Raw genomic sequence first — 15,673 nt, 5'->3', positions numbered from 1 at the left:
CGCGGGGAGAGGAACGTCGCCGTACGCCGGGGCGGTCACGGGCACGTCAGCGGCCGATGCCGTCCGGCGCCCCGGGACTACGGAGGAAACGGTCCGCCCGGGACGACGGTGGAGGGCGAGCCGTTCGGGACGACAGCACGGGCGCGGCTGCGACCGCGGCTGCGACTGCGACTGCGGCCGGGCGGTGGGGACGTACGGCGTCCGTGTTCGCCGCGGGTCTCGGCGATCAGCATGTCGACACAGGCCAGCAGGTCCTCGTCCTGTGCTGCCCGGCGCATGCGCCGGGCAGCGCTTCCGCCGGCGAGGGCAGCCTCGGTGAGCTCCCGGACGGTATGCCAGTCCCCGTGGGCCTCCAGCGCGGGCCGCAGCCGGACGAGCAGCTTCCGCACCACCGCGTGCGCGGGTGCATCCTCGTGGGTCTCGGGGTCCACCAGCGTCCCTTCGAGTCCCGACCGGGCGGCACGCCATGACGCGCCCCGCAGCCACTCGTGCCGCCCCGCGCACTCGGCGGCATCGCCTCGGCCGAGGCGTTCGCGGGCGTCGGTCACCAGGGCACGGAACAGTCCGGCGATGAGCACCACGGTCTCCGGGCGCGGACATGCGTCACATGTGCGCAGTTCCAGCGTGGGCAGATGGGCCGAGGGGCGGACGTCGTAGTAGATCATCCCCGCGTCGGTGATGATCCCGGCCCGCACGAAATCCTCGACGGCAGCGTCGTACTCGGCCGCGTTCGGGAAGCAGCCGACCGGCCCCGCCGTCGGCCAGCGCTGCCACAGCAGGGTGCGCCAGCTCGCGTACCCCGTGTCGGACGCCTGCCAGAACGGCGAACTCGCGGAGAGGGCCAGCAGTACGGGCAGCCAGGGCGACACCTCGCACATGGCCCGTACGGCGGTGTCGCGGTCGGGTATGTCCACATGGACCTGGGCGCCGCAGATGAGCTGCTCGTCGGCGACCTTGCGGTACTCCTCGGTCATGCGGCGGTAGCGCGCCCCGGCCGTGGGGCGCGCGGAACCCGCGGGCGCCAGCGGGGCCGTGCCGGCGGCCACCACGGCCAGCCCCAAAGAGGAGGCTGCCGCGTCGAGCCGCCGTCTCATGCCGATGAGGTCGGCGTAGAGGTCGTGCAGGGACGTGTGTACCGAGCTGTTGGACTCGACAGTGCACTGATGCAGTTCGGTGGTGTAGGTCTGTCCTGGAAGTCGTCGCAGGATCGCGTCGGCTCGCGGCACCAGCAGTCCGCTCTCCACCTCCAGGACGTGGAACTCTTCCTCCACTCCGATGCGCATGCTCACGTTCACTCCTACGAATCCCGGCGCCTGCCGCAAGGGAGGGGGCGACCCGACCCCGGGCGGTGGGGCGGCTTGTGGTGTGCTCTGAGTTCCCAGTCCCCACGGACGTAAGCCTGTCGCCTGCGCGTTTGACATGGGGATAGCACAAACGTACGAACGTGAGGGAATCCATGGGCCCCGGCGAGGTCCATGCCTGGGAGCCCGGCCTGAACGAGACCATCTGTGGGCTGTCCCTCAGCCGCTCCCGGAGGGTCCGCTTCCCGCATGCCGCCTGGCCGGACACCTTCCCCGCATCCGGAGGCGCGGCGGACCGGGTCCAGCGGGTGTGCCCACGGTGCGCGTCGGCGGCGGGACGCCGCGGACACGACGCGCGGCCCCGGTGGCACCGCACCGATCCCCGGCCCTAATTCTGCCGCCGGCGCGACGCCGGCCGGCTGACGCCGGGCGATCAGAGGGCCACCGCCATCGCGATCAGCCCGATCGCCACCAGCGCCACGACCACCATGATCAAGGCGATCGGCATGGGGCCCCAGCCCCTGCGCAGCTCGGACTGCGGATAGGAGATGGCGGACGTGGTGTCCGCCTCGGCGGGCGGGGTCTCACCGGGTGGTACGCCGCGGCCGGGTTCGCTTCCCGGCTTTCGTGTCGGCTCGGGTTCGGGATTCGTCATGGCGCGCCCTCCTCTCGGTCACAGGCAGGCCATGGGGCGTTGCAGGGTCACTGATCGGGGCGGGCGGCGCTGATGTCGCCGAGGACGGAGTCGGGATCACGTTCGATGGCCAGGTCGGTGATGGTGACGATGCCGACCGGGTGACTTTCCCGGTCGACGACGGGTACCCGCCGGACGGAATGCTCGCGCATCACCTGCACCGCGAGAATCAGGTCGTCGTCGGGCCCGACCGTGACGAGATCCTCGCTGCACGCCTGGGCCACGGTCGTACGGTCCGGGTCACGGCCCTCGGCCATCGCCCGGACCACCAGGTCACGGTCGCTGACCAGCCCGCGCAGCCGCCCGCTCTCGGTGACCAGTACAGCGCCGATGTCCTCGTCGCGCATCATCTGGGCCACCGACTGCACCGATGCCTGCGGTTCGACGGTCATCGGGTGGGTCGTCATGACGTCGCGGACATGCCGAGTCATGGGAACGTCCCTCCGAGAGGTCGGGGCGGCGCTGTTCACCGCCGTGCAGCGCCCGAGTACCCGTGGGCGGCCCGGCTGCCACATGCGCGCCGTCCCTCATCGGCTGTCGCGGGTGCACAGCGTGCCCCGACCTGTCAGGCCGCGTGCGGGCCGGCGCCGACAAAGAGGCAGAACGGGTGCCCGGCCGGGTCGCACAGGACGCGGACGCCGGCCTGGGACTTCCGGTGAAGAGCGGCTCTGTCTGAAACGGCAGCCCGGCGCTGCCGTCGGGGGATGCGATCTCGACCCAGGTCCTGGAACCGACGTGGGCTCGGCCCGGCGCACGCGGTCGTCAGCGGTTCATGGCCCAGCGGATGGTCCGGGTCAGGACCTGGCCGGTGGGGCGCACGGCGAGGTCCTCCACGACCGGGACCCGGGGCAGCCACAGCATGCCGCGGGCCCAGGGCGGGAGCAGGGCGACGGCGTTCGCGGCCAGCCCGCCGTAGAAGGGACGCACGGCGAGGGGCAGCGGAGGCTGGAAGAGCAGGAAGCGGGCGGCGGCGCGGGCCTCGGGTCCGGCCCGCAGTTCGGGCCGGTAGGCGGACAGCCGCTCGGCGAGTTCGCGCCGGTCGCGTGGCGGCTCGCTCACCCCCAGTGCTTCGGCGACTCGCGCGGTGTCGGCCACGTAGGCGTCGTAGGCGGCGGCGTCCAGGGGGTGTGCTCCGTAGCGTTCGTGGGCGCGCAGGAAGCTGTCCGTCTCGGCGGCGTGCACCCAGGCGAGCAGGTGTGGATCAGCCGCGTGGTAGGGCAAGCCCTCGGCCGTCGTCCCGCGGATCCGTTCGTGGATGCCGCGGACGTGGTCGACCGCGCGCTGGGCGTCCTCGGCGGTGCCGTACGTCGTCACCGCCAGGAAGGCGCTGGTGCGCTGCAGGCGGCCCCACGGGTCGCCGCGGTAGCCGGAGTGCCCCGCCACCGCCGCCATCGCGAGCGGATGCAGGGACTGCAGCAGCAGTGCGCTCAGCCCACCGATGAACATCGAGGCGTCACCATGGACCGTGCGGATCGGGCGATCAGGGCCGAACCAGCGCGGGCCGGGAGTGTCGTGGATACGGGCACGCGTCGCCGGGCCGTCGGGGCCGGCAACCCGGCGGAACAGGGCCTGGCCCAGTTGCTCACGGACTGAGGTCAGCACGGTCGGCCTCCCCTCTCCTGCTGCCAGTGTCCGCGATGCCGGCCCGAACCGGTCGTGGCCGTCGGGCCTCACCTGCCCGTGGACACGTACCGGGGTTCACGGTCCGAGGCCGGCCACACGTAGGGCAGGTCGTCGGCGACGCCGGGAAACAGGACGGCGTACACGTCGCGGTCCTTGCGGACCAGTGCCGAACGGTGACTCTCGTGGAAGGCCTCGTCTCCGAGCCAGGGCGGCAGCTCACCGGCGACCGCCAGCTCCGCCTGGTCGCGCACTGCGGCGCCCGGTCGGTGCGCGGCCAGCCCGGCGACCAGGGAGGCCGCGCAGCTGTCCTGGTGTCCCTGCTCCCGCCAGACCCGGCAGATCTCCAGCCCGTACCGGACGAGGGCCTCCTCGTACCCGGTCCACATCCTTACGGCCGGGTGCCGGCGCCACCCGTAGCCGGGGACCGTCAGACCGCGCAGGACCTGAAGTGCCTCGACCCGCTGCTTGCCCAGCCGGCGTCGGTCCAGGAGCAGCGCCGTCTTCCCGAAGTCGGGGTCGGGCAGAAACGTCTGCATCAGCACCCGCTCACTTCTTCGTCATCGCGATTCCTTGCGCGGCATGGGTCAGCGTGCGGTTCCGGTGCGGTCGCGTCGGCTCAGCAGGCGTTGGGCGCGGGCGAGGCCGGGGGGCCGGTGGCGGTGCAGCGCGGCGCGGGCGGCGTTGGCTCCTGGTGCGCCGTGCACGCCGCCGCCCGGGTGGGCTCCGGCGGAGGCCAGGAAGAGGCCCGGGACGGGGGTCTCGGGGCGCCCGGTGCCGGGCACGGGGCGGAAGACGAGCTGCTGGTGGATCGCGGTCGTGCCGCCGTTGATTGCGCCGCCGCAGAGGTTGGCGTCGAGGGCCTCGAGGGTGGGGGGCGCCAGGATGCGGCGGGCGCGGATCAGCGAGCGGAAGCCGGGCGCGAAGCGTTCCACCTGGCGTTCGACCCGGTCCGCCATGAGTTCCTGGTCCTTGGTGTCCCAGCGGCCGGTGATGCCCTCGTCGGCGGCGTCCCCGGCGATCTCGCGGGACATGTGGGTGTAGGCCCAGGCCGATTCGGTGCCCAGCGGGGAACGGGTCGCGTCGGCGGTGGTCATCTGGCCGAACAGCAGGAAGGGGCGGTCCGGGACCTGCCGCATGGCGATCTGCGCGGTGAAGCGGGTGAGTTCGTCCATGCCGTCGGCGAGGTGCACGGTGCCGGCCCGGGACGCCTGCTCCGCCTGCCAGGGCACCGGGCCGTCGAGCGCCCAGTCCACCTTGAAGGTGGCGAAGTCCCACTGGAAGCGACGCAGGTCGTCCAGGAGCTGCTCGGGGACCTGCTCGGGTTCGAGGAGATCGCCGTACAGGGCGGGCACCGACACGTCGGCCAGTACCGCCCGGCGTGCCTGTACCGCGTCGCCGACCGCTGTACGCACGCCGACGGCCCGCCCGCCGCGCACGACGATCCGCTCGACCCGCTGCCCGCAGCGCACCCGCCCGCCCCGGGCCTTCAGGCGCAGGGCCAGGGCCTGGGTCAGGGCGCCCGAGCCGCCGACGGGGACGGGGAAGCCGTACGTCTGCCCGAGCATGGCCATCAGCCAGCCGAAGCCGCCACTGCCGGCCGACTCCGGGGCGAGGTCTGCGTGCAGGGCATTGCCCGCCAGCAGCAGCCGGCCTCCCTGACCGCCGAACTCCTCCTCCCCCAGACGACGCACCGGCAGGACCAGGGAGCGTGCCATGCGCAGACCGCCCGCGGCCCGCAGCCGCAGCGCCAGCCGCGCCGCCGAGCGGACGGGTGGGAAGGGGGTGAACAGAGAGTTCAGCAGGTCGGGGTGCAGGCGCTGCCACACGCCGAGCAGCCGCTCCCACGCGGCTCCGTCACCCGGCGCGAAGGCCTCGAGGGACGCGGCGGTGGTGCCGACGTCCCGGTCCAGCACGGCGCAGCTGCCGTCGGTGAGGGGATGCGCCAGCACACTGGGCGCGTGGCTCCACCGCAGCCCGTAGTCCTGCAGACGCAGCGCGGTCAGGACCGGCGAGGCGGCTGCCAGCGGATAGAAGGAGCTGAAGAGGTCGTTGACGAAGTCGGGGTCGACGCCGCGGTCGTGACGCACCGCGCCGCCCGGCTCCGGCTGCTCCTCCAGCACCTCGACGCTCCACCCGGCGTCCGCCAGCACGTTGGCGGCCACCAGACCGTTGGGGCCGGCGCCGATCACCACAGCGTCAGGCACGGCGCGCTCCGTCCGCGCCCGGTACCGCCGACGTGGCGGGCGCCCTCTGTGGGGCGCGGCGGGCGTCTTTCGCCTCGCTCTCGCAGAGCCGGGCGAGGCGGGCGAGCATGGCCCGGTGGCGCAGCTGGATCAGCGCCTCGAAGCCGACGTTGTGCAGTCGGCCGCCCGCTCCCTGGAGGGGGTGCTCGTCCACGAGCACCAGGCACTTCCTTCCCCACGGCCGCAGCTCGATCGCGATACGTGCCGTGCCCAACGCGCCGGCGTGCGCCTCCAGCTCCATGGACACGCCTGGCTCGCAGCGGCGGACGACCGTCTCGTTGAACAGCCTGACAGGGCCGAGCCGGACCTCGTAGCGGATCGCCGCGTCGGTTTCCGGCCACCGCCCGCGAAGCGGCTCGGACCCTGAGGTCCCCACCACCCACTCCGCGTATCGGTTGCCGTCGGCGAGTACGGCCCACACGGCACTCGGACCGGCTTGGATCAGACGGTGACGAACGGCCACGGAGACCTCCAGGGTGCCTCGACCGGATTACCCGTCGGTCACGCCCGAGTGCCCGCGCATCACGGGTCGAACCGCCCTCTCCGTATCAACCCCCCATCACCCTCACGTCACCCCCTGCCCGCCGCCGGCACGGTCAGGCAGCTCAGGGACTGCATGGCCTCGCGCTCGATGCGTGAGAGCTCGTGCAGGACCGTCCCTGCGTGGGCGAGCCACTGTGCGTCGCCCGATTCACCGGCCTTCGCAATCAGCGCCGCTACCTCCCTCCACAGCGTGGCCGCCTCGACGTACAGCCTGTGTCCGGCGCGCAGGTGACCGCTGTCGAGCAGGTCGGTGCATTCGGCGAGGAAGTCGCGGTAGAGGTTGCGGAACAGTGCGCCGCCGGTGCCGGCCTGCTCCATCAAGAGGGCCGCTTGCGGCAGGTCCCGATGTGGGGCGTCGGTGCGCTGGAGCCATGTGCCGACCAGCTTGGCCGCCTTCTCGATGCCACGGTGGCCCAGGTTGGCGATGGGCGGATTGAGGAAGGCGTCGGCGCAGGCCGTGATGGCGGCTGTGATGCGGACCTGGGGGGAGGGCAGGCTCGTCGGGGCGGTGAGGGTGAAGGACCGGTGCTCGGCGGTCATCGGGCCGCGCGCGGCTCTTGCCTGCGCGAGGCTGGTCAGGCTCGTGGTCACCGCTCCGCCTTGCTGGTCGGTGTCCACCAGGTAGGCGTCGTGGTCGTCGTAGCCGTACATCGCGACGACATGCCCGCCGAACTGCACCTTCGAGCCGAAGTACTCCAGGTGGCAGCTGTCGAGCTGCAGTCCGACGGGGTGGCCGGCATCGATGGGGGCTGCCACGTTCTCCCATGCCCTGCGGGGGGAGGCGGTCTCCCGCACCACGAGCTCCAGCCCGAGTCCCGCGGCCAGGTTCCTGGTGAGGTCGAAGGGCTTCACCCGTCCGCCCAGGAAAGGGAAGGTCAGCTTCTTGCTGTCCCAGTAGACGAAGGACAGACCCGAGCCGAGGCCGAAGAGCATGGGCTCGGACAGATCGTGCCCTTGGCCGCGCAGCAGCACTCCCAGAGCTGTCGTCTCGCAGTGCTTCATACCGCGAGCATCGATGTCCAGCATTTTCATGCAGCGCTCTCCTGGATCGGGATGACCAGCCGGGTCAGCAGCTCTTCCGGCGGCGCTTCGGCCGGCCCGACGAGATAGGCCTCGCGTACGGGTGCCTTCGGGCGCAGTCCGCGCTCGTGGATGGCGGCGAAGAGGGCGTTGTAGGCCAAGGGCAGCTGGGCGTACGGCCCGACGTGCACGGTCTCGGCCACGGGCCCGCCGGACAGCACCTCGAAGTCCGCAACGACTGCCGTCACTTCCCCCGGCGGCGTCTGCACTCCTACGGCGATCTCCATCGGCTCTTGCAGATCCAGCGGGTACAGGGCCCACAGCGGCGGCTCCCAGGCGATCCCGGCCCGGCCGAGCCCGGGCAGCAGCCGAGCCACACACCCAGCGACCTCGTCCCCGATCTCCGCCGGAGCGCAGGCCGCACGTACGACTGCCAGGCGCCGCTCCGGTTCCTGACTCATCGTCACCTCGTAGCCGGGCAGGCCGCTTTCCGCCAGCCGCTCCAGCATCGTCAGCCGTGCCTGGTCCTTGCTGATCCGTTTGGCCAGCCGGTCCCGTTCGGCGCGCAGGATCTGTGCCCTGGACTCGGGTTCGGCGGCGAGGGCCCGGGCGATCACGGCCAGCGGGAGATCCATGTCGCGGAGCAGGGCGACGGTCAGGGCGTCGCGTGCCTGTTCGGGCGCGTAGTAGCGATAGCCGGAGGCCGCGTCCACATGGACCGGGGTCAACAGCCCCGTCTCGTCGTAGTGGCGCAGCTGCTTGACGCTGAGCCGGCACAGACGGGCGAAGCGCCCGATGGTGAGAAGTTCGTCGCGCACGCCCTCATGGTGAACCCTCCCACGGTGGGAGAGTCCACCCCTTGGCGCTTCGGCCCGGGTCGAAGCCTTTCTCCGCGCGCGGTCGTCAGCTGGAGGCCTGGTCGCTGTCCTGCATCGCGCCCCAGCCGTGCCAGCGGTCGATCTCGATCCAGGCACTCACACGGGCCCGGACGCGGTCGGGGTAGGGCTTGCCGATGTAGTGCGTGGCGAGGCGGTCGATGTCCTTCAGGCCCTCGTCGTCGTGCGTCTCGACGACGCGGCCGATCAGGGTGACGTGCGTGTACCAGTCGTCGCCGTCGAGAACGGTGAGGGTCACACGGGGGTCGCGGCGCAGGTGCTTCAGACGGACGCGGCCCTCGTCGAGGCTGATCAGGACGCGGCCGTCGTCCCACACGTACCACGTGGGAGTGGACACCGGTGTGCCGTCCGAACGCAGGGTCGCCATCACGCACGGGTTGGCTCGGCGCAGCAACTCCACGGCCTCCGAGGGCAGCGGCGGCTTGGACATCTGGTGCTCCTTGGATCGTTGGATCGTACGGGCGGGACGTTCTCGCGGGACCCTCTCTTTGATCAATCGGGTGCCCTTTCCCGGCGATGCTCACGCCGGACCGAACCGATCTGCAGCAACGACTGTGGCAGCGGTCTTCGACGCGCATCGGTGCCCATCGGTGCGTGAAAGCGGGCGGACCGCCGCTGAACTCGCTCGTCCCGTGCCGACGGCGGACGATTGAGGCAAGGCAGAAGGGGGGTTCTCCTGGCGGGAGACGCCTGTGGTGGACACGGATGTGCTGATCGTGGGTGCGGGACCGGTCGGGTTGACCGCGGCCGCGGAGCTGCGGCGGCAAGGGGTTGCCTGCCGGCTCATCGACAGGCTTCCGGCCCGGTTGCCGTATGCCAAGGCGGTGGGCGTCCAGCCGCGGACGCTGGAGATCTGGGACCGGATGGGCATGGTGCGCGCCGCCCTGGAAGTCGCGGTGCCGCTGCGCGGACAGCTGATGTACGACGACGGGGTCGAGCAGGCCCGCATCGAGCTGAGGCTGCCGCCCGAGGTTCCGTACGTCTTCGCGTCCCTGCCCCAGTACGAGACGGAGCGGATCCTCGAGGAGCATCTCGCCCGGTTCGGTACCGGGATCGAGCGGGGCACCGAGCTGCTGGAATTCACGCAGCACGAGGACGGGGTCGTCAGCCGTGTCGTCACGGCCTCCGGTGCCGCGCAGGAGCTGCGGTCACGCTTCCTGGTCGGCTGCGACGGGGCGCACAGCACCGTCCGCAAGCAACTCGGCCTCGCCTTCGAGGGCGGCGCTTTTGCGGAGGAGTACATGCTCGCCGACGTCGAGGTGGACTGGGATCTCCCCCAGGGCTACGGCGTGCGGGCCATGCACCATGACGCCGAGGGCCGCATCGACGATGCCCTGGTCTGCATCCCGCTGCCCGGCGATCGCCGCTACCGCATGTCGATGCTGGTACCTGATGAGTTGTCGGCGAGTGGCGAGGGCACCGGTGGGACCGCCTCGCGGGAGCCGGTGGCCCACGGACTGGAGGGCGGACGGGCGCCCCGCATCGAGCACGTCCAGGCGGTCCTCGACCGGCTGGCCCCGCAGCCCACCACCGCCTCCGCCATGCGCTGGTCGTCGGTGTTCCGCATCAGTCACCGCCTCGTCGACCGGTACGGCGTCGGCCGGGTCTTCGTCGCCGGGGACGCCGCGCACATCCACCCGCCCACCGGCGCTCAGGGCATGAACACCGGAATCCAGGACGCCTACAACCTCGCGTGGAAGCTGGCGCTCACGCTGGAGGGCGGCGCCCATCACCGGCTCCTCGACAGCTATGACGCCGAGCGCCGGCCGGTCGGCGAGGAAGTGGTGGGCCGGACCGTCCGGCACGCCACCGAGGGCATCCGGGCCGCACCGCAGGACATGACGACGACGATGCTGCGAGAGGCGCAGCTGCTCGTGGCCTACCCGGACAGTCCCGTGGTGGCGGGCGACGGGGCGGGCGCCAGGGCAGGTGACGGCGCCTCGGAATCTCCAGGGTCGAGGCCGGGGCCAGGGCGTGGGCCCGGGCCGGGTGAGCGGGCGCCCGACTGCCGCGGCCTCACCGCAGGCGTGGCCGCGACACCGCTGCGCCTGTACGACCTGCTGCGCGACCGCGGTCACGTCCTCGTGCTCTACGCCGACTCGGCCGACGCGCTCACCGCGTGCCGCGAGGCGGCCGCCGCTGCCCACCGGCTGGCAGGCGGCATGGTGGCCGCGTTCGTTGTCGCCCGGCACGAGACCACGGCAGAGGCCGCCCGCGGGCAGAGCGACGCGGGCGGCTGGCACCTGCCCGTCTTCAGCGACGGTGCCGCGGAGTTCGAGCAGTTGTACGGCGTCAATGGCCCGACGGGCTTCCTCATCCGCCCGGACGGATATCTGAGTGCCCGGCTGTCCCCGCTGACCGACCTGGGGACGGTGCCCGCGCTGTCCGACGCACTCGGACGCGTCTTCCGCCTGCCGTAGCCCTCAGAGACCCGGAGAGCAACAGTCGCCGTTCTGACGCACGAGGCCCGAGGCGCCCGGGTCAGTCCCAGAGCGAGATCGCCAGCATCAGTGCGGCGACCGGGATGAGCAGCCACGGCTCGGCCAGGACCGCGAGCCCGGTGAAGATCAGGGCGAAGTACGCCAGTGACTTGGCGACGCGCCGTTGAGTCTTGGTCTTCTTCGTCCCCTTGTTCTTCTTCAAGCCTGTGTACTTCTTGGAGTCCTTGGTGTGAGGTGCCGTTGCGTCAAGGGCAGCCTCGACGATGCCGGGTTCGGTGTCGATCACGGTCGTGGTCGCAGTGTCGGTTGCGGCGTTCATGTCGGTGTTCGTCATGGCACTCACCCTCGCCCCGGGAGCACCGCCCTCGCGTCGGCGAAGCCCGCCTATGTAGGTGATGACCACCGACGCGTAGGTAGTGCCGCCACGGCGAAGGTGGGGCCATGAACACGGTCATGGACGAGGCGGAGATCGTCTTGCGGGTACGGCATGCGGACGGCCGGTGGTCGGCCAGGACGGTCTGGGTGGTGGTGGTCGACGGGGAGGCGTATGTCCGCTCGGCTTTCGGGCGGCGCAGTGCCTGGTACCGGCGGGTCCTGCGGGACGCGGACACACAGGTCGAGGTGGAAGTGGCCGGGGTCCGGCAGGCCGTCGTCCTGCAGCCGGTGGAGGGCCCCGGCCTCGTCCGGCGCGTCTCCGGTGCCTATCGGGCCAAGTACGGGCTGCGGTGGCCCGGCCCGGTCGAGTCGATGAACGGGCCCGAGGCCGCGACCACCACCATGCGGCTAACGGAGGCCGGGCAGGTCTCGCAGTTGCCTGCGTGAGGTGAGTTGGAGCTTGCGGAAGATGTTGCGCAGGTGCGCGTCGACGGTGCGCGGGCTGAGGAACAGCTTCGCCGCAACCTCCTTGGAGGTGGCGCCGTCGGCGACCAGGCGTGCGATGTGCACTTCCTGCATCGTCAATTCGTCCGATGCCTTCGACGTGCGGCTGCGGGCCTGCTCGCCCGTGGCGCGCAACTCGCCGGCGGCGCGCTCGGCGAACGCCTCCAACCCCAGGTCGGACAGCGGCTCGTGCGCCAGCCGCAACTCGGACCGGGCGTCACGCCGTCGGCCCTGGCGGCGCAGCCACTCCCCGTACAGCAGATGGGCGCGGGCGCGGTAGACGACCAGTGTGCTGCCGTCGAGCAGGGCGATCGCCTCCTGGTAGGCGGACTCGTCCTCGGTGACCAGGGCCCGCGCGTAGGCCTCGACGCCGAGTCCCCACGCGTCGCGGCCTGCCTGCGTGCGCTGTTGCAGGCAGGCGAGGGCCGCGGCGGCGGCCTCGGTGTCGCCGCAGCGTGTGGCGGCCTCGACCAGTTCGGGCAGAGCGAGGCCGGCCGTGCCGACGGCGCCGTATTCGATGGCCTGTTGCGCCGCGTTCAGCGCCGCGGGGTAGTTGGCCAGGCCGTTGTTGAGTACGGCCGTCGCCCACTGCACGCTCAGACTCATCCGGTGGTCCACCGACGCGAACAGTTCGGCGGCCTCCTTGTGCCGTCCGCGCAGCGCAGCCAGGTGCAGGCGCGGGTAGACGAGCGGGGCCGCGCCCGTGGCGTCGGCGATCGCCTCCTCCTCGGAGATCAGCTCCATCGCCGTACCGAAGTCGCCCGTGTGGACGTTCGCGGTGGCCTGCATGGCCAGTGCGATGGGCAGCGCGTGGAAGGAGCCCGACTCGCGGCCGGCCGCGACCGCGCGGGTGGCGATGGCGTGCAGGGCGTCGAAGTTCCACAGTTCGGTGGCCACCATGAAGCCCAGGGACGGACGGCTCGCCCACACCTGGTCATCGGTTTCGCCGAGGACCGGACGGAGGATCTCTCCCGCCGCCGCATGGCCGTCTCTGACCAGGCTGATAAGGCCGGTCAGGACCGTCGCCGCGCTCGATACCGGATCGCCCGACGGCGGGGCCTCCTTTCCGGCGGTCTCCACCACCTGGTCGAGGCCGCCGAGCAGCAGCCCCATTTCGATGGCGTCCAGATAGCACTCCCGTGACCAGGCCGGGTCGGTGGCCGCCAACCGGGCGGCGGCGCGCAGGAGATGGGCGGTGGGGCCTTCGTCGCCACGGCGGCGAACGAACGACAGCCGGCCGCGCAGCAGGTCGGTCCTGGCGACCTGGCCAGGTTCGTCGGTGGGGACGGTGGTGAGCAGGTCGGACGCCGTGTCGAAGTCGCCCACCGAGAGCTTGGCCGAGGCCGCCGCGAGGACCCGCTCGGCACGCTGGACCGGGCTGATCGTGAGCGCGGCGGAGCGTTCGAGGAAGGCCGCGGCCGCGGCGAGGCCACCACGTTCCTGGGCGCGGGTGGCGGAGACCTCGAGCTCGGCGGCGACTTCCTCGTCGGGGCCGGCACTGGCCTGGGCGCGATGCCAGGCCCGCCGGTCGGGGTCGGTGGCCGGGTCGGTCACGGAGGCCAGCGCCTCGTGCGCCCTGCGCCGCTCCTCCGGCGCTGCGGCGCGGTAGGCGGCCGAGCGGGCGAGGGGGTGGCTGAAGCGGATCCGGGTGCCGAACTCGACCAGCGAGACCGCCTGTTCGGCGGCGGCCGCGTCGATGCCCAGGAGTGCGGCCGCACGCCACAGCAGACCTGGGTCACCGATCGGGTCGGCGGCGGCGACGGTCACCAGCAGCCGGGCCTGCGGCGGCAGAAGCTCCAGCCGGGACCGGAAACTCTGCTCGATCACGCCGGGCACCGAGTCGGGCTGGGCGAACCCGCCCGCCATCCCGGCGAGACCGGCGGTCCGGGGAAGTTCCACCAGCGCGAGGGGATTGCCGCGGGCCTCGGCCAGGATGCGGTCGCGCACCCGCTCGTCCAACGGGGCGCGGACCGCCGCGGCCAGCAGCGCGCGGGCATCGGATTCGCCAAGTCCCTGGAGTGGAAGGGAGGGCAGCTCGTCCAGTTCGGGCAGGCGGCTCGGCTCGCGCGCCGCGAACACGAGGGCGATGCGTTCGGCTGAGACGCGGCGGGCCAGGAAGGCCAGCGCCTTGGCGGACGCCTGGTCCAGCCACTGGGCGTCGTCCACGACACACAGCAGCGGGCGGTCTTGCACGGTCTCCGCCAGCAGGCCCAGTGACGCGACACCGACCAGGAACGGATCGGGTGTGCCCGTGTCGAGACCGAAAGCGATCTGCAGCGCCTTGCGGTGCGGTGCGGGCAACTCCATGAGCCGACCGGTGACGGGCGCGAGCAACTGGTGCAGCGCGGCGAACGGCAGTTCCATCTCGAACTCCGCCCCGGTCGCCCGCACTACGAGGAATCCGGTCGCGGTCTCATCCAGGTGCCGGAGCAGCACGCTCTTGCCGATGCCCGGCTCACCCCGCAGGACCAGGGCACCGCCCTTGCCCTGACGCGCCTCATGGAGCAGGGCGTCGAGCCGGCGTATCTCGTCCTGACGACCGATCAGCACATCCGCGTTTGTCTCGGGCATGATCGACAACCTATGCCGTCGTGCGGCGCGGGGGAATCCGGGAAATCCCTCAGCCGTACCAGGGACGCGAAAGCCTCCAGTCGTACCAGGCAGCCGTATAGGCGATGACTACCGACGCGAGCGGTAGGTGCCCGCTGCGAGTGTCGAGTCATGACCCGCACCGCACCGCACACGACGACCACCACCGGCTGGACACCGCTGGCGGTCCTGGCCACGGCCCAGTTCCTGGTGGTGCTGAGCACGTCGATCGTGAACGTCGCTCTGCCCCAGATCCGGGCCGGGCTCGATCTGTCGGACGCGGGCCAGGCGTGGACGGTCAACGCCTACGTACTGGTCTTCGGCGCGCTGCTGCTGCCCGGCGGGCGCGCCGGCGATGTGTACGGCCTTCGCCGCGTGTTCCTGCTCGGCATCGGCCTGTTCGCCCTGTCCTCGCTTGGCGCGGCACTGGCGCCCACCGCGAGCGTGCTGATCGTCTGCAGGGCAGTACAGGGGATCGGTGCAGCGCTGCTGGCGCCCACGGCGCTGGCCCTGGTGCTGACGCTCTATCCCGACAGCAAGCGGCGTGGCACCGCGCTCGGGGTGTGGGGCGCGGTGTCCGGCGCCGGCGGCGCGGCGGGCGTACTGCTCAGCGGGCTGCTCACCAGTCTCTACGGCTGGCGGGCGGTGTTCGTCGTGATGGTGCCCCTCGCCGTGGCCGTTCTGGCGGCCACCCGACTGCTGGTCCGGGCCGACCGGCCACGCGGCGGAAGTCTGGACGCGGTGGGCGCGGTGACGGTGACGGCGGGCCTGGTCGCGCTCACGTACGGCCTGTCAGGTACTTGGCCGCTCGCCGTGATCGGTCTGGTGCTGCTCGGTGTGTTCGTGGTGCTCCAGCGCCGCGGCGCCGACCCGTTGCTGCCGGGGCGCATGAGCGTGGTGGCCGTGCCCAACGTACTGATGGCTCTGCTGGGCGCGGTCTGGCTCGGCCTGTTCTACTTCCTCCCCCTCTACCAGCAACGCGCCCTCGGCTACTCGCCGTTGGAGGCCGGGCTGACCCAGCTGCCCCTCGCCCTCACGATCACCCTCTCCTCGTGGGCCACCGGCAAGGTCACCGGCCGCCATGTCCTCCCCGTGGGGCTGATGGTCCTCGCGGCCGGACTGGCCTGGCTGTCCCGTACTCCGGCTGACGGCACCTTCCCCGTGGACCTGCTCGGCCCGACGCTCCTCATCGGCGCCGGGCTGGGAGTGGCCTTCGTCCGGCTCACCACGATGTCCTCCACCGGCGTCGCTGCCGCCGACAACGGCCTGGCCGGCGGGCTGGTCAACGCCACCCGGCAGATCGGCGGAGCCATCGGCCTGTCCTTCCTGACCCTGCTCCCCTCCCCCGGCGCGGCCTTCCTGGCCTGCGCCGCCCTGGCCCTCCTCATCTCGGCTCTCTCGGCCCTCCGGGTCCGCTGAACTGTCTCGCCCCCCTCACTCCCCT

Annotated in this window: 16 protein-coding genes; 4 read left to right on the top strand and 12 right to left on the bottom strand. The window is 72.0% G+C overall.

Annotated features, from left to right (window positions below; all coding sequences use genetic code 11):
* Positions 1-77 precede the first annotated feature (77 nt).
* Entirely contained in the window at positions 78-1,283 is a 1,206-nt protein-coding gene (locus ACWGDB_RS33195) for a carboxylate-amine ligase (protein WP_453825882.1), read from the bottom strand.
* Positions 1,284-1,456: 173 nt separating this feature from the next.
* Between ACWGDB_RS33195 and ACWGDB_RS33190 the strand changes: the two genes are divergently transcribed.
* Positions 1,457-1,693 (top strand): hypothetical protein, encoded by a 237-nt coding sequence (locus ACWGDB_RS33190; RefSeq protein WP_453825881.1) that lies wholly within the window; start codon positions 1,457-1,459, stop codon positions 1,691-1,693.
* A 41-nt stretch (positions 1,694-1,734) separates the two neighbouring features.
* Here the strand turns inward: ACWGDB_RS33190 and ACWGDB_RS33185 are convergent, their stop codons facing one another.
* The 9 genes from ACWGDB_RS33185 to ACWGDB_RS33145 all read right to left on the bottom strand — a co-directional run bounded on the left by ACWGDB_RS33185 (position 1,735) and on the right by ACWGDB_RS33145 (position 8,750).
* Positions 1,735-1,956, bottom strand: a complete 222-nt coding sequence (locus ACWGDB_RS33185) for a DUF6480 family protein (protein WP_453825840.1) — start codon at positions 1,954-1,956, stop codon at positions 1,735-1,737.
* A 47-nt stretch (positions 1,957-2,003) separates the two neighbouring features.
* Entirely contained in the window at positions 2,004-2,426 is a 423-nt protein-coding gene (locus ACWGDB_RS33180) for a CBS domain-containing protein (RefSeq protein WP_383605589.1), read from the bottom strand.
* A 331-nt stretch (positions 2,427-2,757) separates the two neighbouring features.
* Positions 2,758-3,597 carry an oxygenase MpaB family protein gene (locus ACWGDB_RS33175; RefSeq protein WP_453825839.1) on the bottom strand — a complete coding sequence of 280 codons (840 nt, stop codon included), beginning with the start codon at positions 3,595-3,597 and terminating at the stop codon, positions 2,758-2,760.
* 68 nt (positions 3,598-3,665) lie between these two features.
* Positions 3,666-4,154: an MSMEG_6728 family protein gene (locus ACWGDB_RS33170; protein ID WP_453825880.1), complete on the bottom strand. Its 489-nt coding sequence runs from the start codon at positions 4,152-4,154 to the stop codon at positions 3,666-3,668.
* A gap of 48 nt (positions 4,155-4,202) precedes the next feature.
* Positions 4,203-5,822, bottom strand: a complete 1,620-nt coding sequence (locus ACWGDB_RS33165; RefSeq protein WP_453825838.1) for a phytoene desaturase family protein — start codon at positions 5,820-5,822, stop codon at positions 4,203-4,205.
* Positions 5,815-6,324 (bottom strand): SRPBCC family protein, encoded by a 510-nt coding sequence (locus ACWGDB_RS33160; protein WP_453825837.1) that lies wholly within the window; start codon positions 6,322-6,324, stop codon positions 5,815-5,817. Before ACWGDB_RS33160 ends, ACWGDB_RS33165 begins: the two co-directional genes overlap by 8 nt.
* A gap of 107 nt (positions 6,325-6,431) precedes the next feature.
* The gene (locus ACWGDB_RS33155) at positions 6,432-7,436 is read right to left on the bottom strand and encodes a BtrH N-terminal domain-containing protein (protein WP_453825836.1); all 1,005 of its coding nucleotides are present in this window, start codon (positions 7,434-7,436) and stop codon (positions 6,432-6,434) included.
* The gene (locus tag ACWGDB_RS33150) at positions 7,433-8,242 is read right to left on the bottom strand and encodes a MerR family transcriptional regulator (protein WP_453825835.1); all 810 of its coding nucleotides are present in this window, start codon (positions 8,240-8,242) and stop codon (positions 7,433-7,435) included. The genes ACWGDB_RS33155 and ACWGDB_RS33150 overlap by 4 nt, the downstream gene beginning before the upstream one ends.
* A gap of 85 nt (positions 8,243-8,327) precedes the next feature.
* Positions 8,328-8,750: a PPOX class F420-dependent oxidoreductase gene (locus ACWGDB_RS33145; protein ID WP_453825834.1), complete on the bottom strand. Its 423-nt coding sequence runs from the start codon at positions 8,748-8,750 to the stop codon at positions 8,328-8,330.
* A gap of 262 nt (positions 8,751-9,012) precedes the next feature.
* Between ACWGDB_RS33145 and ACWGDB_RS33140 the strand changes: the two genes are divergently transcribed.
* Positions 9,013-10,740, top strand: coding sequence for an FAD-dependent monooxygenase (locus ACWGDB_RS33140; RefSeq protein WP_453825833.1), 1,728 nt, complete (start codon positions 9,013-9,015; stop codon positions 10,738-10,740).
* A gap of 61 nt (positions 10,741-10,801) precedes the next feature.
* On the opposite strand, the gene ACWGDB_RS33135 is transcribed toward ACWGDB_RS33140, so the two are convergent.
* The gene (locus ACWGDB_RS33135; protein ID WP_453825832.1) at positions 10,802-11,095 is read right to left on the bottom strand and encodes a hypothetical protein; all 294 of its coding nucleotides are present in this window, start codon (positions 11,093-11,095) and stop codon (positions 10,802-10,804) included.
* 107 nt (positions 11,096-11,202) lie between these two features.
* Between ACWGDB_RS33135 and ACWGDB_RS33130 the strand changes: the two genes are divergently transcribed.
* Positions 11,203-11,583: a DUF2255 family protein gene (locus tag ACWGDB_RS33130; protein WP_453825831.1), complete on the top strand. Its 381-nt coding sequence runs from the start codon at positions 11,203-11,205 to the stop codon at positions 11,581-11,583.
* Here ACWGDB_RS33130 and ACWGDB_RS33125 read toward each other — a convergent pair.
* Entirely contained in the window at positions 11,545-14,211 is a 2,667-nt protein-coding gene (locus ACWGDB_RS33125) for an AAA family ATPase (protein WP_453825830.1), read from the bottom strand. The genes ACWGDB_RS33130 and ACWGDB_RS33125 overlap by 39 nt on opposite strands.
* A 150-nt stretch (positions 14,212-14,361) precedes the next feature.
* Between ACWGDB_RS33125 and ACWGDB_RS33120 the strand changes: the two genes are divergently transcribed.
* A complete protein-coding gene (locus ACWGDB_RS33120; RefSeq protein WP_453825829.1) occupies positions 14,362-15,648 on the top strand; it encodes an MFS transporter in 1,287 nt (428 codons plus the stop codon).
* Positions 15,649-15,673 lie beyond the last annotated feature (25 nt).

The organism is Streptomyces sp. NPDC055013, assembly GCF_053608645.1.
The sequence above is the reverse complement of the archived record's forward strand: the minus strand, read 5'-3'. Positions and strand labels throughout refer to the sequence as shown.